The organism is Pseudomonas sp. CG7 (assembly GCF_023701885.1).
In the GTDB taxonomy this organism is placed as follows: Bacteria; Pseudomonadota; Gammaproteobacteria; order Pseudomonadales; family Pseudomonadaceae; genus Aquipseudomonas; species Aquipseudomonas zanjanensis.
Window position 1 is genome coordinate 67,801 of record NZ_JABAEE010000013.1, and the last position, 21,172, is coordinate 88,972.

Annotated in this window: 22 protein-coding genes and 1 tRNA gene; 17 read left to right on the forward strand and 6 right to left on the reverse strand. The window is 59.7% G+C overall.

Annotated features, from left to right (window positions below):
* The first annotated feature begins 2 nt into the window (after window positions 1-2).
* The 13 genes from HGO40_RS07935 (at window position 3) to HGO40_RS07995 (ending at window position 10,866) form a co-directional block, all read left to right on the forward strand.
* Window positions 3-932 carry an electron transfer flavoprotein subunit alpha/FixB family protein gene (locus HGO40_RS07935; protein ID WP_053123770.1) on the forward strand — a complete coding sequence of 310 codons (930 nt, stop codon included), beginning with the start codon at window positions 3-5 and terminating at the stop codon, window positions 930-932.
* Window positions 933-1,008: 76 nt separating this feature from the next.
* Window positions 1,009-1,833 carry a substrate-binding periplasmic protein gene (locus HGO40_RS07940; protein ID WP_250962566.1) on the forward strand — a complete coding sequence of 275 codons (825 nt, stop codon included), beginning with the start codon at window positions 1,009-1,011 and terminating at the stop codon, window positions 1,831-1,833.
* A 9-nt stretch (window positions 1,834-1,842) separates the two neighbouring features.
* A complete protein-coding gene (locus tag HGO40_RS07945; protein WP_186707219.1) occupies window positions 1,843-2,202 on the forward strand; it encodes a DUF4398 domain-containing protein in 360 nt (119 codons plus the stop codon).
* Window positions 2,199-3,008 (forward strand): OmpA family protein, encoded by an 810-nt coding sequence (locus tag HGO40_RS07950; RefSeq protein WP_250962567.1) that lies wholly within the window; start codon window positions 2,199-2,201, stop codon window positions 3,006-3,008. Before HGO40_RS07945 ends, HGO40_RS07950 begins: the two co-directional genes overlap by 4 nt.
* Before the next feature lie 200 nt (window positions 3,009-3,208).
* Window positions 3,209-4,651 (forward strand): aminotransferase-like domain-containing protein, encoded by a 1,443-nt coding sequence (locus HGO40_RS07955; RefSeq protein WP_014339472.1) that lies wholly within the window; start codon window positions 3,209-3,211, stop codon window positions 4,649-4,651.
* Window positions 4,652-4,736: 85 nt separating this feature from the next.
* Entirely contained in the window at window positions 4,737-5,213 is a 477-nt protein-coding gene (locus tag HGO40_RS07960; RefSeq protein ID WP_250962568.1) for a translation initiation factor 2, read from the forward strand.
* A gap of 147 nt (window positions 5,214-5,360) precedes the next feature.
* The gene (locus HGO40_RS07965; protein ID WP_250962569.1) at window positions 5,361-5,615 is read left to right on the forward strand and encodes a YkgJ family cysteine cluster protein; all 255 of its coding nucleotides are present in this window, start codon (window positions 5,361-5,363) and stop codon (window positions 5,613-5,615) included.
* 53 nt (window positions 5,616-5,668) lie between these two features.
* The gene (locus HGO40_RS07970; RefSeq protein ID WP_250962570.1) at window positions 5,669-6,277 is read left to right on the forward strand and encodes an START domain-containing protein; all 609 of its coding nucleotides are present in this window, start codon (window positions 5,669-5,671) and stop codon (window positions 6,275-6,277) included.
* 138 nt (window positions 6,278-6,415) lie between these two features.
* Window positions 6,416-6,652: a hypothetical protein gene (locus tag HGO40_RS07975; RefSeq protein WP_186730199.1), complete on the forward strand. Its 237-nt coding sequence runs from the start codon at window positions 6,416-6,418 to the stop codon at window positions 6,650-6,652.
* Between the two features lie 201 nt (window positions 6,653-6,853).
* Window positions 6,854-7,195, forward strand: coding sequence for a ribonuclease E inhibitor RraB (locus HGO40_RS07980; protein ID WP_250962571.1), 342 nt, complete (start codon window positions 6,854-6,856; stop codon window positions 7,193-7,195).
* A 501-nt stretch (window positions 7,196-7,696) separates the two neighbouring features.
* Window positions 7,697-9,106, forward strand: coding sequence for a circularly permuted type 2 ATP-grasp protein (locus HGO40_RS07985; protein WP_250962572.1), 1,410 nt, complete (start codon window positions 7,697-7,699; stop codon window positions 9,104-9,106).
* A 9-nt stretch (window positions 9,107-9,115) separates the two neighbouring features.
* Window positions 9,116-10,066, forward strand: coding sequence for an alpha-E domain-containing protein (locus HGO40_RS07990; RefSeq protein ID WP_250962573.1), 951 nt, complete (start codon window positions 9,116-9,118; stop codon window positions 10,064-10,066).
* A complete protein-coding gene (locus tag HGO40_RS07995) occupies window positions 10,063-10,866 on the forward strand; it encodes a transglutaminase family protein (RefSeq protein ID WP_250962574.1) in 804 nt (267 codons plus the stop codon). Before HGO40_RS07990 ends, HGO40_RS07995 begins: the two co-directional genes overlap by 4 nt.
* A gap of 128 nt (window positions 10,867-10,994) precedes the next feature.
* Here the strand turns inward: HGO40_RS07995 and HGO40_RS08000 are convergent, their stop codons facing one another.
* Complete coding sequence (locus HGO40_RS08000) at window positions 10,995-11,807, reverse strand: c-type cytochrome (RefSeq protein ID WP_250962575.1); 813 nt, start codon at window positions 11,805-11,807, stop codon at window positions 10,995-10,997.
* A gap of 609 nt (window positions 11,808-12,416) precedes the next feature.
* Here HGO40_RS08000 and HGO40_RS08005 point away from each other — a divergent pair.
* The 3 genes from HGO40_RS08005 (at window position 12,417) to HGO40_RS08015 (ending at window position 16,614) form a co-directional block, all read left to right on the forward strand.
* Window positions 12,417-13,622: an acetyl-CoA C-acetyltransferase gene (locus HGO40_RS08005; protein ID WP_250962576.1), complete on the forward strand. Its 1,206-nt coding sequence runs from the start codon at window positions 12,417-12,419 to the stop codon at window positions 13,620-13,622.
* A 24-nt stretch (window positions 13,623-13,646) separates the two neighbouring features.
* Window positions 13,647-15,791, forward strand: a complete 2,145-nt coding sequence (locus HGO40_RS08010; RefSeq protein ID WP_250962577.1) for a 3-hydroxyacyl-CoA dehydrogenase NAD-binding domain-containing protein — start codon at window positions 13,647-13,649, stop codon at window positions 15,789-15,791.
* Window positions 15,792-15,879: 88 nt separating this feature from the next.
* Entirely contained in the window at window positions 15,880-16,614 is a 735-nt protein-coding gene (locus HGO40_RS08015; protein WP_250962578.1) for an amidotransferase, read from the forward strand.
* An 83-nt stretch (window positions 16,615-16,697) separates the two neighbouring features.
* On the opposite strand, the gene HGO40_RS08020 is transcribed toward HGO40_RS08015, so the two are convergent.
* The 3 genes from HGO40_RS08020 to HGO40_RS08030 form a co-directional block, all read right to left on the reverse strand.
* Window positions 16,698-17,669, reverse strand: coding sequence for a magnesium and cobalt transport protein CorA (locus HGO40_RS08020; RefSeq protein ID WP_250962579.1), 972 nt, complete (start codon window positions 17,667-17,669; stop codon window positions 16,698-16,700).
* A gap of 135 nt (window positions 17,670-17,804) precedes the next feature.
* Entirely contained in the window at window positions 17,805-18,527 is a 723-nt protein-coding gene (locus HGO40_RS08025) for a 1-acylglycerol-3-phosphate O-acyltransferase (protein ID WP_250962580.1), read from the reverse strand.
* A gap of 353 nt (window positions 18,528-18,880) precedes the next feature.
* Window positions 18,881-19,570 (reverse strand): crotonase/enoyl-CoA hydratase family protein, encoded by a 690-nt coding sequence (locus HGO40_RS08030; RefSeq protein WP_250962581.1) that lies wholly within the window; start codon window positions 19,568-19,570, stop codon window positions 18,881-18,883.
* Window positions 19,571-19,877: 307 nt separating this feature from the next.
* Between HGO40_RS08030 and HGO40_RS08035 the strand changes: the two genes are divergently transcribed.
* Window positions 19,878-19,967: transfer RNA gene (locus HGO40_RS08035), tRNA-Ser, on the forward strand.
* Window positions 19,968-20,169: 202 nt separating this feature from the next.
* Here HGO40_RS08035 and HGO40_RS08040 read toward each other — a convergent pair.
* Both HGO40_RS08040 and HGO40_RS08045 read right to left on the reverse strand, forming a co-directional pair.
* The gene (locus tag HGO40_RS08040; protein ID WP_250962582.1) at window positions 20,170-20,691 is read right to left on the reverse strand and encodes a GNAT family N-acetyltransferase; all 522 of its coding nucleotides are present in this window, start codon (window positions 20,689-20,691) and stop codon (window positions 20,170-20,172) included.
* A complete protein-coding gene (locus tag HGO40_RS08045; RefSeq protein WP_250962583.1) occupies window positions 20,649-20,933 on the reverse strand; it encodes a type II toxin-antitoxin system TacA family antitoxin in 285 nt (94 codons plus the stop codon). The genes HGO40_RS08040 and HGO40_RS08045 overlap by 43 nt, the downstream gene beginning before the upstream one ends.
* Window positions 20,934-21,172: the final 239 nt, after the last annotated feature.

Here is a 21,172-nt window from a genome sequence, read left to right on the forward strand (position 1 = left end):
CTATGACTATCTTGGTAATCGCCGAACACGATAACAAGGCGCTGGCTCCGGCCACGCTGAACACCGTTGCAGCCGCTGCCAAAATTGGTGGTGACGTGCACGTCCTGGTGGCCGGGCAGGGCGCAAGCGCCGTTGCCGAAGCCGCTGCGAAAATCGCTGGCGTGGCAAAAGTGCTGTCGGCCGACAACGCCGCCTACGCTCACCAGTTGCCGGAAAACGTTGCTCCATTGGTTGCCGAGCTGGGCAAGGGCTACAGCCACATCCTGGCTGCCGCCACCTCGAACGGCAAGAACATCCTGCCGCGCGTTGCTGCCGCGCTGGACGTCGACCAGATCTCCGAGATCATCTCGGTAGAAAGCGCTGACACCTTCAAGCGTCCGATCTACGCCGGCAACGCCATTGCCACCGTGCAATCGACCGCAGCGATCAAGGTCATCACCGTCCGTGCCACCGGTTTCGACCCGGTTGCCGCCGAAGGTGGCTCGGCTGCGGTTGAAGCCGTAGGCGCTGCTCACGACGCCGGCATCTCCAGCTTCGTCAACGAAGAACTGGCCAAGTCCGACCGTCCTGAACTGACCGCTGCCAAGATCGTCGTTTCCGGCGGTCGCGGCATGCAGAACGGTGACAACTTCAAGCACCTGTACGCCCTGGCCGACAAGCTGGGCGCCGCCGTCGGTGCTTCCCGCGCCGCGGTCGACGCCGGTTTCGTGCCGAACGACATGCAGGTCGGCCAGACCGGCAAGATCGTTGCGCCACAGCTGTACATCGCCGTCGGTATCTCTGGCGCGATCCAGCACCTGGCCGGCATGAAAGATTCCAAGGTGATCGTTGCGATCAACAAGGATGAAGAAGCGCCGATCTTCCAGGTGGCTGACTACGGCTTGGTAGCGGACTTGTTCGAAGCCATCCCCGAGCTGGAGAAGCTGGTCTAATCCGGCGTCTTCACTTATAAAGAGCCCGGCCCTTTGGCCGGGCTTTTTATTTTCCGCATCAGAGGAGCTTATCGCCATGGATCTGCGCCGCTTGACCGGCTGGTGGTTGCTGTGGGCGTTGGCGTTCGTGCCGGGCCTGTCTTTCGCCGCCGGCAAATGTGAACGACTGATCGCCACCGGCAGCCCGGACGCACCGCCTTACCTCTGGCAAGACCCTCAAGACCCCAAGCACCTGATCGGTGCCGGTGCCGATCTGCTGGCGCACGTCGGGGCGGAGCTGGGGATCAAAATCGAACTGCTGTATGCCGGCAAGCGCGCCCAGGCGCTGGACGAAGTGCGCAGTGGGCGCATGGACCTGCTCACCGACGCTCCGCTGACCGCCACCGGGCTTGATGCGCTGGATTACGTTCATCCGCCCTTGCTGGAAAACGATTACCTGGTCTGGACACGCAAGGACTCGAGCCTCGACATCACCCAGCCCGAAGATCTTCACGGTCACTCCGGCGCCTTGTCGGAAAAGTCTCGCATGACCCAGGAATTTGGCGTCTTTGCCGAGCAGAAACTATCCCTCGTGCGCACGCCCAACCTGACCCAGGCCTTTCAGAAATTGCTGTTGGGAGAGGTGGAATATGTCCTGGCAGGGCGCTATTCGGGCCTGGCGATGGCGCAGACACTGGGGATGGCCAGCGACCTGCAAGCCGCATCGCAACCGGTGGATAAGCCCGGGCTGTTCCTCGCGGTTTCCCATAACTCCGCCTGCAATGACCCATGGTTACGCGGACAGCTGGCGCAAAAGATGACAGAATTGGCCGCGTCCGGTCTGACGGAGGCTGTGTTGCAGCGCAATCTCGAGCGTTGGAACACACAGTTGCAGCCACCTGTCAGTGCCCCCAAACAGTAGGGAACATTAGTGACTATTCGACCTCTTTTCGCTGCCCTGGCCGTTCTGGCTCTGGCGGGCTGCGCAGCCGATCCGGCGCCGAATGAACAGATCCGCCTGACCGAACAGGCATTGAAGCAAGCCCGGGCCGTTGGCGCCACCGTCGACGAAGTGCCCGAATTGAAACTGGCTGAAGAAAAATTCGCCCGCGCCAAATCCAACATGGCAGACGAATCCTACAAGAAGGCGCGCATGCGGGCCGAACAGGCTGAACTCGACGCCCGACTGGCCGAAGCTAAGGTGCTGACCCTCAAGAGCCAGGAGCAACTGAACGTGCTCGACACCCGCATCAAGCGCTTGCGCAAACAATTGAGGGAGGATGCCCAATGAAGCACTCCCACGTATTGGGCGGCCTGGTCCTCGCCAGCCTTGCCAGCTTGTATGGCTGCGCCGGCCAGCGCAGCGAAGCGGCGCTCGAACAGGCCAGCACCGATTTCCAGAAGGTCAAGGAAGACGCCAACGTATTGCGTGCCGCGCCCCGGGATGTGATCCGCGCTGGCGAGTCCCTGGCCCGTGCCGATCGCCTGTCCAGCTACTGGGGCAGCGGTGAGGATGTGCAGCATTACGCCTACCTGAGCCAGCGCTACAGTGCGATCGCCCGAGAGCACAGCAACCAGGTGCTCAACGAAGAGCGTGCGGCGAAGCTCGAACTGGAGCGCCAGCGCCTGCAATTGGCCTTGCGTGAGTCCAAATTGTTGAGCGTGCAGCAGCAGGGCAAATGGCTCGAAGAACAGATCATGGCGATGGCGACCACCCAGACTGATCGCGGCTTGGTGATGACCTTGGGTGACGTGCTGTTCGACACCGGCGAAGCGGAACTGAAAAACTCGGCCAACCGGGTCGTGCTCAAGATCGTGCAGTTCTTGCAGCTCAATCCCAAGCGCGTGGTGCGTATCGAGGGGTACACCGACAGCACCGGCGGCAAGCAGGAAAACCTCAAGCTGTCCCGCGACCGCGCACAGTCGGTGGCAGATGTGCTGGTGGACTTGGGGATTGATGAAAAGCGCATCCAGGTCGAAGGCTACGGTGATGAGTATCCGGTAGACGTCAACGCTTCCGAGCGTGGCCGGGCACAGAACCGTCGCGTTGAAATTGTGTTCTCCGACGAAAAAGGCCAGCTCGGCGCCGCCCGCTAAGGGCTGCGTCACTGGAAAACCCGGCCCCTGTAAAAGGCGCCGGGTTTTTTTGGCCCTGCAATCGATGCAGGATGAGTACAGTTAGAGCTGTCACTCCACTGTACTGTCGAGTAATCTGGCAACTGTCCCAGTACACTTCTAAACTGTTCCGGTATTGTTTCCGACAAGAATAAAATGCCCGTGAAATCGAGTGCTGCGTCATGACCAACCTCCTGCTCTATCAACGTATTGCTCAACAGCTGGCTGAAGACATCCGGCGCGGTGTGTATCAGCCTGGTGAACGTGTGCCTTCGGTGCGCAAGATGAGCTCGCAGCTCAACGTCAGCCACGCCACGGTGCTGCAGGCCTATGCAAACCTTGAAGACCAGGGGTTGATTCGCGCACGGCCGCAATCGGGCTACTACGTTCACCAGACGCCGGCCCTGACCGCACCGACGCCGGACATTGCCCGGGTTGAGCGTCCGGGGCTGGTGACGCGCAGCAGCATCATCCAGCAGGTATTGGTCGAGTCGCGCCGCGAAGGGGTATTCCCCCTGGGCGCGGCGGTGCCGAGCGTCGACTACCTGCCGGTTCGGGCCTTGCATCAGCAATTGGCCAAGGTCACGCGTTTCCACAGCCCGCGGGCGTTCAGCTACATGTTCAGCCCGGGCTTCGAGCCGTTGCGGCGTCAAGTGGCGATTCGCATGCGCGATGCCGGTGTCGTGGTGGACCCTTCCGAAGTCGTGATTACCCATGGCTGTGTCGATGCGTTGCAGATGTCCTTGCGGGTGCTGACGCGGCCGGGGGACTTGATCGCCGCCGAGTCGCCGACCTACTACGGCTTGCTGCAACTGGCGGATCTGTTGGGGCTCAAGGTCATCGAGATTCCCAGCGACCCGGTTACCGGTATGAGCCTGGAGGCCTTGCAGTTGGCGGCCAACCAGTGGTCGATCAAGGCCTTGGTGCTGACCACGCGCCTGAGCAATCCCCTCGGCGGCACCATGCCCGAAGAGCGACAAAAGCAGTTGCTGCGCCTGGCGTCGGACTTCGATATCCAGATCGTCGAGGACGATATCTATGGCGAGCTGATGTTCGAGCAGGGCCGCACCAAGGCCCTCAAGGCCTACGACCGGCTGGATCGGGTCATCTATTGTTCGAGTTTTTCCAAGACATTGTCACCGGGCGTGCGCATCGGCTGGATGATCGCGGGGAAATTCCAGCAGGAAATACAGCGGCTCCAGACCTTCAGCACTCACTCGGCGTGCAGCGTCACGCAAATGGGCATTGCCGCGTACCTGGAAAACGGCGGCTATGACCGACATTTGCGCTATATCCGCCAGGAGTACCGCAAGAACCTCAGCGCTTTCCAGCTGGCGGTGCAACAGTATTTCCCCGAAGGCACGCAAATGAGCCGTCCCACTGGCGGGTTCATCCTGTGGGTCAGTCTACCGGGGCGGGTCAATACCCAGGAATTGCATGTGCGGGCGTTGCAACAAGGCATCAGCATCGCCCCAGGGCTTATTTTCAGCAACACCGAGCAGTTCAACCACTGCATTCGCTTGAACTGCGGCACACCCTGGAACCGCGAGGCAGAGCGGGCCCTGATGACGCTGGGGTTGTTGGCGACGCAATTGTGCCAAGAGACGGCCAACGGGTTCCTATAGAAATCAGCGGCTTAGCTTGATGTGCTTGTCAGCGCCTGATTATCAGGCGAGCATGGGGATCTCTGCCGTCAGTGCCGTTGTGTCTATGAAAGCCATTGTTCCTGTTGCCTGGGTTTTGATCGGCCTGTTGAGTGCCTTCCAAATGGGAGGCATTGCCGTGGCGGCTTCGACGCAGGAAAAACCGGCCGCCAGTGCCACGAAAGACGGGCCGAAAAAAAACACAGCGGCCAAGAAGCCTTCCCCTAAAAAGGCGACTGCGGCGAAGAAAAAGCGCGCGCCCATCGCCTCCAAGAGCAAATCCGCCCGTGAAGTCGCCAAGACCCTATTGCCGCCGGCCAAGCTGGACTTGAGCCTGCCCCATGACATGGTCGAGGAACTGCAGCCACCGGGTAAAGTGCAGCCGCCCAAGCGTGAACCGCTCTTGCCGTCAATGTTTGGAGATAAGCCCGGACCGTTCCAGCTCAATGGCCGGCTGTTGAGCAATGAAATGCAACTGCCGCTGCGCAATCAGGAGCGTAATGAGGTGGAAGGTGCGGCGCTGGAGTTTGAATTCAAGCAGTAGGCCTCTCACAGGCGTGCCGCTCGTCACTGACCGTTCGGTCATCTCGCCAAGGGCAAAAAAACACGCAGGCGGGAATTTAAAACGGGTGTTTTAGCCGTTACTCTGTGTTCTGTTACTCATCATTACTGTCGCGAGGATGTGGTTGTCGTGAAATGCCGTGAAGGCTGTGGTGCCTGTTGCATCGCCCCCTCTATCAGTTCGCCTATCCCTGGGATGCCCCTAGGCAAGCCTGCGGGAGAACGGTGCGTGCAATTGTCCGTCGATAACCTGTGCCAGATCTTCGGCCAGTCGGAGCGTCCGGCGGTATGCTCGGCGTTCGAAGCCGACATCGAGGTGTGCGGCGACAGCAGTGAAGAGGCCATCCGCTTGATCGGTTGGTGGGAGCAAGTCACGGCAGCGTGATGGGTCAATGAACGGATCCGAAATAAACGAACTTGGACAATAAGGAAAACACTATGGGTTCGCTGCATCGTATGGCTGTGTTGTGTGGGTTGACCGTATTGCTGGCAACGGCCACCGCTCAGGCAGAAGACTGGCAGGTTGCCAAGGAGAAGGACGGCATCAAGGTTTCCCTCAGTGAAGTAGCGGGCTCCGAGTACAAGGCTTATCGTGGCGTGACAGTGATGAAAACCTCCATGGCCAAGCTGCGCAGCTTGCAAGAGGACGTAGCGGGCGCCTGCGCCTGGATTCATGAGTGCAAGAGCCAGAAACTGCTCAAGCACGAAGGCAATCAGAGCTGGACCTACACCCAGTTCAACACGCCATGGCCGGTGACGCCCCGGGACTCGGTGCTGGAAGTCACGACCGAGGAGGGCACCGATGGCAGCCTGACCCGCAAGCTCAAGGGCTTACCTGAGTACTTGCCTGAGGAGAAGGGTTTTGTGCGTGTGACCAAGGTCGACGGTTTCTGGAAGTTCACCCCCAAGGGCGCAGACCAGGTCGAAGTGATCTATCAGGTCCATACCGAGCCGGGTGGTAGCGTACCGTCCATGGTGGCCAACAAGTTCGTGGTGGATGCGCCGTTTAATACATTGAAAGCGTTGAAAGAGCGCGCTGAAAAATAAACAGTATTCGCTGATGAAGAGACCGCCCCCGAGGCGGTCTTTTCATGTGTGCCGTCCGAACTTCCAGCGGAACGATTGTCCCGCCGCCAATGTCGAGATAGAGGTAAGCCAGGTCCTGAATTGATCAAGGAGACACTGATGCAAAAGTGGGAAATCACTTTCATTGACGATCACGGTGAAACCACCGTCGAGCAGTTCGACTATGACCAGAAGCCCACCATGGAGCAGGCTGCCCAACTGATTCGCGAAAGGTTGCTTCCAGTGCTCAACAAGCTGGATATGAACGACTTGGAGAACCGCACCGAAGACCCGACGGTCAAGAATCTCAAGTCCCAGAACAGTATCGAAATCGTCAGCATTACACCAATTTCATGAAACCTTGCCTGGTCTCGCTTGGCAGTGGCCATCACTTGCGGCTACTCTGCAATTGAGATCAGCGAAAGGATCGCCAAGGTCCGGTCTTGTCAGCTACATGCTTGTGTCCCGACGGTCATTTGATGCCGTATCGCTTGCAGCCTGCGGGCTTCACGCACGGGAAGACGGAAAGTCTATCCATCGGTTTTAGGAGGACGTTTCATGAGCACAGCCTATCAAGAAGACATCAGCACCAGCGTATTGCGCCGCATGAAAGAAGGCGGTTTCGATTTTTCCCGATTCCATCCCATTGAGTTCTACGCCATTTTCCCGGACGAGGAGCGGGCGCGCAGGGCGGCAGGTCAATTTCGGGGAGAATCGTTGAACGCGCAGATCAGTGCACGGGACGACGGGGCGTGGTCATTGGAACTGAGCCGGGTGATGTACGCCACTTACGATGATATTGGCGACGTCGAGCAAGACTTCGAGGCCGTCGTCGAACCTTTGGGTGGCGTGATCGAAGGGTGGGGCGTCAAGCAAGAGCTCCGGCGCCTGCAGGCCTGACAATCAGTTACCGCAACCACAGCAACGGCTGACCTTTGTGTCGGCCGTTTTCATGTCTGCGACTAGCCGGGACCTTTGTGGGAGCCGAGCTTGCTCGCGATGACGGTGGGCCAGCTTGCATCAATGTTGAATGTGCCGACGCCATCGCGAGCAAGCTCGGCTCCCACAGGGGAGCTCACCGATAATCCATTGTGGGAGCGAGCTTGCTCGCGATGGCGGCCGCAAACCAACATCACTTTCCCGCTGACTCACCACCATCCTCTCCTCCAGGTTTTGTACCTAACTGTATCGAGACCAAGCCGCGTCGTTTTTCCGTGACTATGCTCATGAAAGCGACGCCCCTGCGTCGCAATGAAGCGGGGGGCAGCGGGTTGGGGGGATTTGCCGCACCATAAAAGTGCGCGGCCTGAGAATGGAGAATCCAACCCGGTGATCATAAAGCGTTTATGCCGATGGCACGGGGCTTGCGAAGCTTGCTGCCAGGGTGACAAGGAGTACGGCATGATCCGCAGCGGTTTTGATGAAATGTACGACGCCGACGGCCAGGTCCGGCCGCACTACCAGGCGTTTGCCCGCTGGTTGGCCGACACGCCTGACGAACTGCTGGCGCAACGCAGGCGCGAAGCCGACCTGTTGTGTCATCGTGCCGGCATTACGTTCACGCTCTACGGTGACGAACAGGGGACCGAGCGCCTGATTCCGTTCGACACGATCCCGCGCAGCATTCCGGCCAGCGAATGGCGGGAGGTGGAGCGCGGCTGCATCCAGCGGGTCAAGGCGCTGAACATGTTCCTGGCCGACCTCTACCACGAACAACGGATCATCCGCGCCGGCATCATTCCCGCCGAGCAGGTGCTGGCCAACGAGCAATATCAACTGGCGATGCAGGGGCTGGACCTGCACCGTGACATCTATGCGCACATTTGCGGTGTCGATCTGGTGCGCGACGGTGACGGTACGTACTACGTGCTCGAAGACAATCTTCGTACGCCCAGCGGTGTCAGCTACATGCTCGAAGACCGCAAGATGATGATGCGCCTGTTTCCCGAACTGTTCGCCGCCCAGCGCATCGCTCCCATTGACCATTATCCGAACCTGCTGCTCGACCCCCTGAAAAGCTCCAGCCCACTGGACGACCCCAGCGTCGTGGTGCTGACGCCGGGGCGTTTCAACAGCGCGTTCTTCGAGCACGCGTTCCTCGCCCGGGAAATGGGCGTGGAATTGGTGGAAGGCGCCGACCTGTTCGTCCGGGATGACAAAGTGTTCATGCGCACCACCGACGGCCCGAAAGCGGTGGATGTAATCTACCGTCGCCTCGACGATGCGTTCCTCGATCCCCTGGCCTTCAATCCAGATTCAATGCTCGGCGTGCCGGGGCTGTTGTCCTCCTATCGCTCCGGCAATGTGGTGCTGGCCAATGCCATCGGCACAGGTGTAGCGGATGACAAATCGGTGTACCCGTTCGTCACCGACATGATCCGTTTTTACCTGGACGAAGAGCCGATCCTGAAGAACGTTCCTACCTGGCAGTGCCGTAATCCCGCTGAGCTTTCCCACGTACTGGCGAATCTTCCCGACCTGGTGGGCAAGGAAACCCAGGGTTCCGGCGGTTATGGAATGCTGGTGGGGCCAGCCGCGACCACGGCGCAGATCGATGCCTTTCGCGAGCGGATCAAGGCCAAGCCGCACGCCTACATCGCCCAGCCGACGTTGTCGCTCTCGACCTGCCCGACCTTTGTCGAAAACGGCATCGCCCCGCGCCACATCGACTTGCGTCCGTTCGTGCTGGCCGGCCGCGAGACCCGCGTGGTCCCTGGCGGGCTGACACGGGTGGCGCTGCGCGAGGGCTCCCTGGTGGTGAATTCATCCCAGGGCGGTGGTACCAAGGACACTTGGGTGGTCGAGGATTGAGGAACTGCCATGCTGAGTAGAACCGCCTCGGACCTGTACTGGATGTCGCGCTACCTGGAGCGGGCGGAGAACCTCGCGCGGATGCTCGACGTGAGCTATTCATTGTCGTTGATGCCCCAGGACGGGCGTGGCGACGGCCTGCACGAGCTGGCCATGCCATTGCTGATCACCGGCACGCTGGACGATTACCGGGAGCGACACGGCGATCTGCACGCCGAGCGCCTGCTGCATTTCTTTGCCCTGGAAGCGGCCAATCCAGCCAGCATCTACAGTTGCCTGGGCTCCGCGCGAGCCAGTGCCCACGCGGTACGTGGGCGAATCACCGCCGACATGTGGGAAAACATCAATGCCACCTGGTTGGAAATTCGCGGTATCGCCGAGCAAGGTTTGAATCGCTACGGCATGAGCCGTTTCTGCGAGTGGATCAAGGAGCGCTCGCACCTGTTTCGCGGCGCAACCTACGGCACCATCATGCGTAACGACGCGTTCCGGTTCATTCGCCTGGGGACCTTTATCGAAAGGGCCGACAACACCCTGCGTTTGCTCGATGCCCGTTACGAAATGGCCGGTGACCAAGCCGACGCGGTCAGCGACGGCACGGCCCATGCGTACTACCAATGGAGCGCCTTGTTGCGGGCCTTGTCGTCCTTCGAGGCCTACACCGAGATCTACCGTGAAGCCCCGGGCGCTCGCCATGTGGCGGAGTTGCTGCTGTTGCGCGCCGACGTGCCGCGCTCGCTGCGCGCCTGCACTGAAGAAATCAACCAGATCCTCGCCAGCCTGCCGGGCACTAACGGCCGGCAGGCACAACGGCTGGCGGCGGAAATGGACGCACGCCTGCGCTACACCGGTATCAACGAAATCCTCGACGGGGGCCTGCATGCCTGGCTCACCGATTTCATTCCACTGGTCCGTGAACTGGGCAATGCCATTCACAGTTCCTACCTGGAGGTCATATGAGACTCTCGATCAGCCACGAAACGGCCTACCACTATGAAGACCAGGTTCGCGCCAGCATCCAATATCTGCGCCTGACGCCCCACGACAGCGAACGCCAGCACGTGCTGAGCTGGCAGCTTGATTTGCCACGGCCTGTGCGGGCGCAACTGGATCCGTTCGGAAACATCCTGCACGTACTGACCCTGGATGAGCCCCACGAAACGGTGATCATCGGCGCCCGCGGGCAGGTGGATATCGATCCGTCGCGCGAAGCCGAACATGAAAGCCAGTCGGCGCTGCCGTTCCTGCGCTTCACCCGGCTGACCGAGGCGGACGAGGCTCTTCGAACCTTCGCCGCGCAGCAATGCCAGCAGCGTCGCGATCGTACGGCGCTGATCGACCTGATGCAGGGGCTGAACCAGCACATGATCTATACCCCTGGCACGACGGCGATCGAGACCAGTGCGGCCCAGGCTTTTGCCGGTCGTAGCGGGGTGTGCCAGGACCATACCCACGCCTTCCTGGCGTGCGCCCGTAGCCTGGGCGTGCCGGCGCGTTATGTGTCGGGGTATCTGTTCAACGAAGAAAGCGAACACCTGGCGAGTCATGCCTGGGCAGAAGCCTGGTTGGACGACGCCTGGTACAGCTTTGACGTGACCAACCAACTGGCCCGTCCGGAGCGGCACCTGAAACTGGCCGTGGGCCTGGATTACCTGGACGCCTGCCCGGTGCGAGGCATGCGCCGCGGCGGCGGTTGCGAGCAGATGCACGCCAAGCTGGTCGTGACAGCGGCGCCGGTGATCACGGTGCAACAACAATGATCATTTAGTGAGCGAGCTTTTGTGGCGAGGGAGCTTGCTCCCGCTCGAGTGCGAAGCGCTCGCAAGCCTTATAAGGGGCTGCTACGCTGCCCAGCGGGAGCAAGCTCCCTCGCCACAAAAAAGCGATCTCACGGGGCCAATGGCTGCTTGCGTCCCGCCATATGCTTCAAATAACCCACCAGCAACTCCAGCTCTGGGTCCGGCAGAACTGTTGTGGAGAACCCGGGCATTTTTCCCTGTGGCCAGCGTCGCAGGCCTTGCGGGTCGCGGATGTAGCGCTTGAGGAAATCCCCGGAGAAGTATTCGGTGGGATTGAACGGAATGTTCAAGTCAGGACCGAACTGCGCATCGCCGGCGCCATTGAGCCGATGACACGCCAGGCAGTTTTTCTGGAACAGTGCGAAACCCTTGTTGATCGGGTCATCCTTGGCCAGCCCGGACGCCGGCAGCAGGGCCGGGAAGCGCTCAGCCACGGCCGACAGACGCTTGATGCTCGCCACCGCGTAGGGCCATTGTTCCGGGCTGATCCGACCCGCCTGCGGGTCGGTCCAGACCAGATAAAAAGGCCCGGCCCTGGACTTGCCTGCTCCCAGCGACGGCCAAGGCGTGGCCGGGTCCTCGATCGCCAGCCAGGCCCGGGCTCCGCTCTTGTCGAGGAGTGGCGCCGCGGGCATTTCGGCAGCGAATCCGTCCAGGGCAACGGCTTGCAGATGGTCGTCCGGCTGGATACCCGTCAGGAGTGAAGTCAGCGGCACGGCTCGATAACTCATGGGTTTCTTGTAGGAAACGTCCTCGGCAATCTGGACCGTTCGCACATCCGGGTGCTTGAGCAGTTCTTCGGTTTGCCAGGTGCGCGTGCTCGCGCCCAACTCCAGCACCAGTTGCGCGGCATAAAGGGGCGTGCTGAGCAGCAACGCCCCGAACACAATGAGAGCTTTCAAGTCGATCGCCTTCCATGTCGAGGGGAGCCGCAAAGGTTGGCACAGCCATCGCAGCCCGAACAGTGAACCCATCACATTTTTTGGCGATACAACGCATTGGATGATGCAGGTGCCCACGCGCAGGGTTTAGCCAATCACCTTGGTGATATTCGGCAAAATCAACAGCAGCGTCGTGGCAAAGAGAATGAGTCCGGCTTGGCGAACTTTCGATTGTTTGAACATGGCTGACCCGCCTTTTTGTTATTTCCTAAAAACCAGCCTGCATATCCATGATGGCTGGCGGTGCACTTCCTGTTCCGACAAGCGCCTCGGCAAAACCCGACGACTTACTTGTACAAGGATTACATTAGGGGCCGCGGCCGCCTTGGCTTAGATCCAATTCGTATCAGCTTTGAGCAAGTAGCGATAAAAATGATATGAGGCGTATTGCCACCTTCCTGCTGGCCCTTTTGCTAGACAGCTTGCCCTCCTGAAACGGTTAACCCGATAGCTCGCTACCGTTCGTCTGAGCGTGGTCGTCAACGTCATTGAGCGCTGTGGTCATTGAATCCAGCGCCGCTGGGCTTATGGTTGAGGCATCGCATTACGCCCGTGGTTTCGAGGATGGTCATGACCCAAGCTTTGATTTTCGACGCATTACGCACGCCTCGCGGCAAGGGCAAGGCCGATGGTGCCTTGCACAGCGTCAAGCCGGTGAACCTGATGGGCGGCCTGCTCAGTGCCTTGCAGCAGCGTATGGACCTGGACACCAGCCAGGTCGACGACATCGTGCTCGGGTGCGTGACGCCGGTGGGCGAGCAGGGCGCCGATATCGCCAAGACGGCTGCGCTGGTGGCCGAGTGGGATGTCAGCGTGGCCGGCGTGCAACTCAATCGGTTTTGCGCCTCGGGCCTGGAAGCGGTGAACCTGGCGGCCATGAAAGTGCGTTCCGGGTTCGAAGACCTGGTGGTGGCCGGCGGTGTCGAATCCATGTCCCGGGTGCCCATGGGCAGCGATGGCGGTGCGTGGGCGCTGGACCCACAGTCAAACCTGCACGGCCACTTCATTCCCCAGGGTATCGGCGCCGACCTGATCGCCACCCTGGAAGGCTTCAGCCGCGAGGATGTCGACGGTTACGCACTGCATTCCCAGCAAAAAGCCGCGCGCGCCCGGGCCGATGGTTCGTTCGATAAATCCCTGGTCGCCGTGCGGGACCAGAATGGCATCGTGCTGCTGGACCACGACGAATTCATCCGCGCCGACTCCACGCTCGACGGCCTGGGCAAGCTCAAGCCGAGTTTCGAAGCCATGGGCCAGATGGGTTTCGATGGCACGGCGCTGAGGGTGTATAGCCATGTCGAGCGAATCAATCATGTGCACACGCCGGGCAACAGTTCCGGCATCGTCGACGGTGCGGCGCTGATGTTGATCGGTTCCGAAGCCAAGGGGCGCGCCATGGGCCTGCAACCCAGGGCGCGAATCGTCGCCACGGCCGTCACCAGCACCGACCCGCCCATCATGCTCACCGGCCCGGCACCGGCCACCCGCAAGGCCCTGGCCAAGGCCGGGCGGCGGGTGGAGGACATCGACCTGTTCGAAGTCAACGAAGCCTTCGCCTCGGTGGTGCTCAAATTCATCCGGGACATGGCCATCGATCCCGCCAAGGTCAACGTCAATGGTGGTTCCATCGCCCTGGGACATCCCTTGGGAGCCACCGGCTGCGCAATCCTGGGCACGTTGCTCGACGAGTTGGAAGCGCGTCGCCTGCGCTATGGCCTGGCGACCCTCTGTGTCGGCGGCGGCATGGGCATTGCCACCGTCATCGAGCGCCTCTGAGCCCGACTTCAAGGAACACCTTTCATGACCGATGCCATCCGTTACGAAACCGGCCAGGACCGGATCGTCGTCCTGACCCTGGACATGCCGGGCCAGAGCGCCAACACCATGAATGCGCGTTACCGCGAGGCCATGGCCGCTTGCGTCGCCCGTTTGAAGGCTGAAAAGGACTCGATTGCCGGTGTGATCATCACCTCGGCCAAGCACACGTTTTTTGCCGGTGGTGACCTCAACGAGCTGGTCAAGGTCGGCAAGCCCGAGGCCAAGGCTTTTTATGACAGGGTCCTGCTGCTCAAGGCGCAACTGCGTGCCTTGGAAACCCTGGGCAAGCCCGTGGTGGCGGCCATCAATGGCGCGGCCCTTGGCGGTGGTTGGGAGATCTGCCTGGCCTGCCATCATCGTGTGGCGCTGGACCTGCCATCGGTGCAGCTCGGCTTGCCGGAGGTCACCCTCGGCCTGTTGCCGGGCGGCGGCGGGGTGGTGCGGATGGTGCGCCTGCTCGGCTTGGAAAAGGCCTTGCCCTACCTGCTCGAGGGCAAGAAGGTCAATGCGCAACAAGCGCTGCAGGCGGGTTTGATCGATGAGCTGGCGAAGGATCGTGACGAACTGCTGGCCAAGGCCCGGGCCTGGATTCTCGCCAACCCCAGCGTCGTGCAACCCTGGGACGCAAAGGGCTATCGACTGCCGGGCGGCACGCCGTCCGACCCGAAGGTCGCGCAAATGTTGGCAATCGCCCCCTCGATCCTGCGCAACAAGACCCAGGGCTGCTTGCCGGCACCGGAGAAGATCCTCTGCGCGGCCGTAGAGGGCGCCCAGGTGGATTTCGACACTGCCCACCTGATCGAAACCCGCTACTTCACCGAACTGACCACCGGCCAGGTGGCGAAGAACCTGATCGGCACCTTCTGGTTCCAGCTCAACGAGATCAAGGCTGGCGGCTCTCGCCCACAAGGTTTGGCGCCGTATCTGACGAAAAAAGTCGGCGTGCTCGGTGCGGGCATGATGGGGGCTGGTATTGCTTACGTTAGCGCCGTGGCCGGCATTGTGGTGGTGCTGAAGGATGTCGATCTGGCGGCAGCCGAGAAGGGCAAGGCCCGTTCGGCGGCGTTGCTGGATAAAAAGGTCGCCCGCGGACAACTCACTGCCGAGCAGCGCGAAGCCACGCTGGCGCGGATTCACCCCACCGACAGCCACGCGGACCTGGCCGGTTGCGACCTGATCATCGAAGCGGTATTTGAAGATCGAGCCCTGAAAGCCAGCGTGTCGGCCGCCGCCCAGGCAGTGACGGGAGAGGATGCGGTGATCGCCTCCAACACCTCGACTTTACCTATCACCGGCCTGGCCATGGCCGTGCCGGACCCGACGAAGTTCATTGGCCTGCACTTCTTCAGCCCGGTGGAAAAAATGCCCCTGGTGGAGATCATCAGGGGCGCGCGTACCAGTGACACGACCCTGGCCCGGGGTTTCGATTTTGTCCTGCAGATCAACAAGACGCCGATTGTGGTCAACGACAGTCGCGGTTTCTTCACGTCGCGGGTATTCGGCACCTTTACCAGTGAAGGCATCGCCATGCTCGGCGAGGGCGTGAGCGCGCCGATGATCGAGACCGAAGCGCGCAAGGCCGGGATGCCGGTCGGGCCTCTGGCGATCTCTGACGAAGTTTCCCTCGGCCTGATGAGCCATATCCGCACGCAAACCGCCAAGGACCTGCGTGCAGAAGGGAAAACGCCGACTGAGCACCCTGCGTTCGCCGTGATTGACTTGCTGCTCAACGAATACAAGCGTCCGGGCAAGGCCGCTGGCGCTGGCTTCTACGAATACCCGGCCAATGGACAAAAGTATCTTTGGCCACAGCTAAAGAGCCGCTTCGAGAAAGTCGACGGACAGATTTCCCCGCAGGATATCCGTGATCGCCTGGTGTTCATCCAAGCCCTGGAAACCGTGCGCTGCGTGGAGGAGGGCGTACTGACTTCGACGGCCGACGCCAACGTCGGCTCGATCCTTGGCATCGGCTTTGCGGCCTGGACCGGTGGTGCGCTGCAATTCATCAACCAATACGGCCTGCAGGACTTTATCGGCCGTGCCCAGTACCTGGCCGAGCAATACGGCGAACGCTTCTCACCGCCGGCCTTGCTGTTGGAGAAAGCCGCCCGGCACGAACGGTTCTGACAAACCAGGGAAGGGGCTTGCCTTAGGACCGTGTTTCAGGGCAGGCTCTGGGGTGTGCAATATTCCCATCACGTGTCAGGTATTTTTTATGTCGCTACGCATCTGCATCTTGGAAACCGATATCCTGCGTCCGGAACTGGTCGACCAGTATCAGGGTTACGGGCAGATGTTCCAGCGTCTTTTTTCACAGCAGCCCATCGCGGCCGCATTCATCGTGTACAACGTGATGGAGGGGCATTACCCCAGCGATGACGAGGCGTTCGACGCTTACCTGGTGACCGGCAGCAAGGCGGACTCCTTTGGCACCGACCCTTGGATTCAAACCCTCAAGACCTACCTGCTGGAGCGCTACCAGCGCGGCGACAAATTGCTCGGTGTGTGCTTCGGTCATCAACTGTTGGCGTTGTTGCTGGGCGGTAAGACCGAACGCGCTACCCAAGGCTGGGGCGTTGGCACCCATCGCTACAAACTCGCCGCCAAGGCGCCGTGGATGAGCCCGGTGATGGAAGAACTGACCTTGCTGATCAGCCATCAGGACCAGGTCACCGAACTGCCCGAAAGCGCGACCGTCATCGCCTCCAGCGATTTCTGCCCGTTCGCCGCCTACCACATCAACGACCAGGTGCTGTGCTTCCAGGGCCACCCGGAGTTTATCCACGATTACTCCCGGGCCTTGCTGGAGATTCGCCAGCAACACCTCGGCGAGCAGATCTACAGCCAGGGCGTGGCAAGCCTGGCCCATGAGCACCACGGCACAACGGTGGCGGAGTGGATGATGCGTTTTGTGGCGCACAAGCCGCAGGCTGAAACCAGCCAAGCCTAAAGGTCACACGCCGAGCAGGACTTAATGTGGGAGCGAGCCTGCTCGCGATGGACGCCACACAAATCCCACCGGATGATGCTCGCCTACAACCACCCCGACCGCTTGAAACTCGCCCACAAAGCGGTGCACCCCCCTCCGATGAATCCAAGCACCAGAAAATACCCATAGTGCCAGGCCAACTCCGGCATATTTTCGAAGTTCATCCCATAGATCCCGGCCACGGCTGTGGGAAACGCCAGGATTGCCGCCCAAGCGGCGAACTTGCGTTGCACCACGCTCTGGCGCGACGCTTCGAGCAGCACGCCGACTTCGATAGTCTGGCTGGCGATGTCGGCCAGGGTCGCCAGGTCTTCCATTTGCCGCGTTACATGAATCTGCACATCGCGAAAGTACGGGCCCATGTTCTTGTCGATGAAGGGGAAATCGAGTCGCTGCAGCTCTTCGCTGATTTCCACCATGGGTGCTGCATAGCGACGCAGGCGCAACACGTCGCGGCGCAAGCTGTGCAGGTTCTGGATATCCCGCTCGTTCAGGGAGCTGCACAACACGTTACGTTCCAGCTCGTCGATTTCGGCGTGAATGGCTTCACCTACCGGCTGGTAGTTTTCAATCACGAAATCAAGGATGGCGTAGAGGACGAAATCTTCCCCATGCTTCAGCAAGAGGGGACGTGCCTCACAACGCTGTCGGACGTGGGCGTAGGACGCTGAATGGCCGTTGCGAGCGGTGATGACGTAGCCCTTGCCGGCAAAGATATGGGTCTCGATGAACTCCAGCTTGCCGTCCTTGCGTATCGGCGAATACGTGACGATGAACAGCGCATCACCAAAGGTCTCCAGCTTGGGGCGGCTGTGTTTCTCCATGGCGTCTTCGATCGCCAGTTCGTGCAGGTTGAATTGACGCTGCAGGTTGGTCAGCTCCAGCGTGCTGGGCTCTTCGAGACCGATCCATACAAAGTGACCCGGTTTGGCAGCCCAGGCGCTGCCTTCGTCGAGGGTGATATTGGTGACTTTCTTACCGGCGCTGTAAACCGCAGCGGCAACGACTCTACCCATAATGGTGGTTCACTTCTTATTGGAAAATGGCAGTGGCAGGCAGCGTTCAGCTTAACGCGCCCTGTTGCTTGAGAGTCAGTGAAATCTGCGGAGTTCGGCGGTAAAAGAAAACCCGCCGTAGGGCGGGTTTTCCATTCACGCGGCTTGCAACTGCCGGTCCATGGTCGCGATGCATTCGCGCATCTGCTCGCGGCATTCGGCGATGAGCCGGGGCATGTCATCCATGCTCAGTCCGGCCGTAGGAATTGCCGGCAACGAGCGTATGAGAATGTCGCCACTGCGCCAGCGATTGAGGCGCATGTGCTTGATGTAGCTGTTGACGCACACCGGAATAATCGGGACCCCGGCGGCGATGGCCATCTGGAATGCGCCTTTCTTGAAGGGCAGCAGGTCCTCGCCCAGGTTGCGCGTGCCTTCCGGGAAGACCCAGATCGAGGTGTCCTCATGCTGCAACGTATGAGTGGTGGTCAGCATCGATTGTCGCGCCTTGATCGCGTTGCCGCGGTCGATCAACACATTGCCCGCCAGCCAGAACAACTGCCCGAACAGCGGCACCCATTTCAGGCTCTTCTTGCCAATGCACACGGTACGGCGCGGCACCACGTTGCCGAACATGAACAGGTCATAGTTGGATTGGTGATTGGCGATGATCACGCAGCCGTTGGGCTTATTCACCAGCGTGTCGACCTGCGTCCGGACCCGCAGGCGCAAAATGCACATGGCCGGCAACGCGTAGAGCCTGGCGCACAAACGACTGTTGTCCGGATTGAAGGGGCGGCACAGGCCCAGAATCACCCCAAGCACACCCGCCAGGACAAAGTGCAGGCCCATCAACAACATACGCAATACAAACAGCATCTACAGGGCCCCGTCGGGACAAAAGGTGGCGCAGTGTACGGACGTGCACTGTTTTCAGCAATTGCCCCTATAGAGGTAGAAAATGGACGATGTTTAAGCACATGTTTCTAAATAGTGCGCCAGAAGCGTCCTAGAGCGGTTGCGGATTTTTAAACGGCCCATGTAGGAAAAAGCCCAGCACCAAGGAAAGGCTCATCTGTGGCGAGGGAGCTTGCTCCCGCTGGGCTGCGCAGCAGCCCCAAAACCATTCAACACGGAGCATCAGAAAAACGGCTGGCAGTGTTTACGACTGCTGCGCAGCCGAGCGGGAGCAAGCTCCCTCGCCACAATGATGTTTGGGTGATTTGTGAGCGTCAGCCCATATGCTCCTGATCCAGCAGAATCGCACTGTCCAGCGTTTCCAGCAGTGCTTTGCGAACTTTCAGCTTGGTGTTCTTGTGGGCCGACATGTTGATTTTTTTCAGCTGACGCGCTGCTTCCAGGGCAGCGCCCTGCAGTTCGTCGGCCGACACCACCTTGTCGAGGAAACCGGCATCCACGGCGCCCTGGGGATTGAACATCTCGGCATTGATCACCGAACGGTGGAACGCCGACTTGCGCAGGCGATCACGGGCCAGCTCAATACCGGCATGGTGCATGGTCATGCCAATCTGCACTTCGTTCAGGCCAATGCTGAACGGGCCTTCGACACCAATGCGGTAATCCGCCGACAACAGCAGGAACGCACCCTTGGCTACCGCATGCCCAGGGCACGCGACAACGACAGGGAAGGGGTGCGACAGCAGGCGACGGGCCAGTGTCGAGCCAGCCGTGACCAGGCTCACCGCTTCCTTGGGACCGGCAGTCATCACTTTCAAATCGTAACCACCCGACAAAATCCCCGGCTGCCCGGTAATGATCACCACCGCCCGATCCGCCGTCGCCTGGTCCAGCGCTGCGTTGAACGCGGCAATCACATCCGGCGAGATGGCATTGACCTTGCCGTTGTTCAAGGTCAGGGTCGCGATACCGTCTTCGAGATGGTAGGCAATCAAGTCGCTCATGACGCTATTCCTTGTAAGAGAAGTGTCGCAGACGTTACCCACCGCCGCAGGCCAGGTAAAGCGCCGTGACTGACTCACCGGTCAGCCCCAAGCTCGACAAACAGCCTGGCCCGCCCATCCCGCCACGCCTTCCTCTATAGGGCAGTACCCATTCAACCCCGAAGATTGGCCGGTTTGCCCTGTCCAGGCGCGTTTGAATGCCCGACGAAGCTTAACCGCATGAAACTTCTGAAAAAAACCTTTGCCATCGGAAAAGCTTTCGACTACATTAGCGCGCCTCGACAGACTGAACAGTTTGGCGAGATACGGTGAAGTGTCCGAGTGGCTTAAGGAGCACGCCTGGAAAGTGTGTATACAGGAAACTGTATCGAGAGTTCGAATCTCTCCTTCACCGCCACATTCTACAAACACAAACCCCTGATTTTCCTAGAGAAAGTCGGGGGTTTGTGGTTTTTGGTGTCCAAGAAACGCTGCCATGGGACCACGGTGGGACTGGATCTATGGAAACTGGTACGCGGTGGACGAACCTGGTTGCGCCGTCGATCTGCAATGGATCTCGGAACTGGGCGAGTCGACGGTTTCAGGAGCCCATCAAAAGGCTATCGGAGTGGCAACATCAACGTAATAGGCGAAAGCTCAGGACACGGAATAAATCCTGCGTGTTTGGCATAAAAGTCTGACAGCCGCTGGTTAAGCGGGTGAACAATCATTGCAGTAGAACCGATGGTTTCAGACGCGATAATTGCTCGTTCAACCGCATCCTGAAGCAAGCCGATAGCGAAGCCCTGGCCCTGTGCTGTTTCAGTGATGCCCATGCGTCCCAACAAGGTCACTGGGTGCACACTCGGAGAATTGCGCTGACGGCTTTTCCGAACGACATTCTCTCGAGCGATCGATCCACTCGACAGGGTGTAATAACCCATGACGACCGATGTGTCCTTGCGACAGACAACGTACACAACGGCTTGCTTGGCGGCTTGAGCTTTACGTGCTGTTTTTTGAAGATAATCGTTGATCGACGCCACGCCTGAATCGAATTCGTCCAGGATGTGTTCGTCGTTCAGCTTTTCTGGAGCCCTCAACTCCACGGTTTGGGCCTTTCGAGAAGTTGAAGTAGGCATTTATTATCTCGGATCGGATTGGCTTCCATGGCCTGTTCAAATGCGTCAAATGCAACGTCGTCGAGAAGGAACAACCGCTTGGCAAGGATGACTTCCTCTGCTTTCTGACAAGCAGCTTCCAAGATAAAGCTGGTTCGATCACGACCGGACATGGCAGCTGCCAGATCGATCAGGTTCCGTTTTTTTTCATCCGCCCTCATGTTGATGGGAACGGGCTTGGATTTTTCGATGCTTACGGTCATGTTGATTCCCGCCTTGGAGATGCCTCAGTGCTTCGCTTATGTGATCAGTCGTTGGAAAGATCTATCGGTTGAGATTCGATGCCGTTGAGTCGGCTTCGTGATTAACGCTATATCAATGTGTAGCTGTTGTATATACGAGTGTATCGATTGGCTATACGGTCGCGTCCCCATCGACCCCTAGCCCCATCGCCAAATTCGGTACACACAAGCCCCTGGTTTTCCAAGAAAACCAGGGGCTT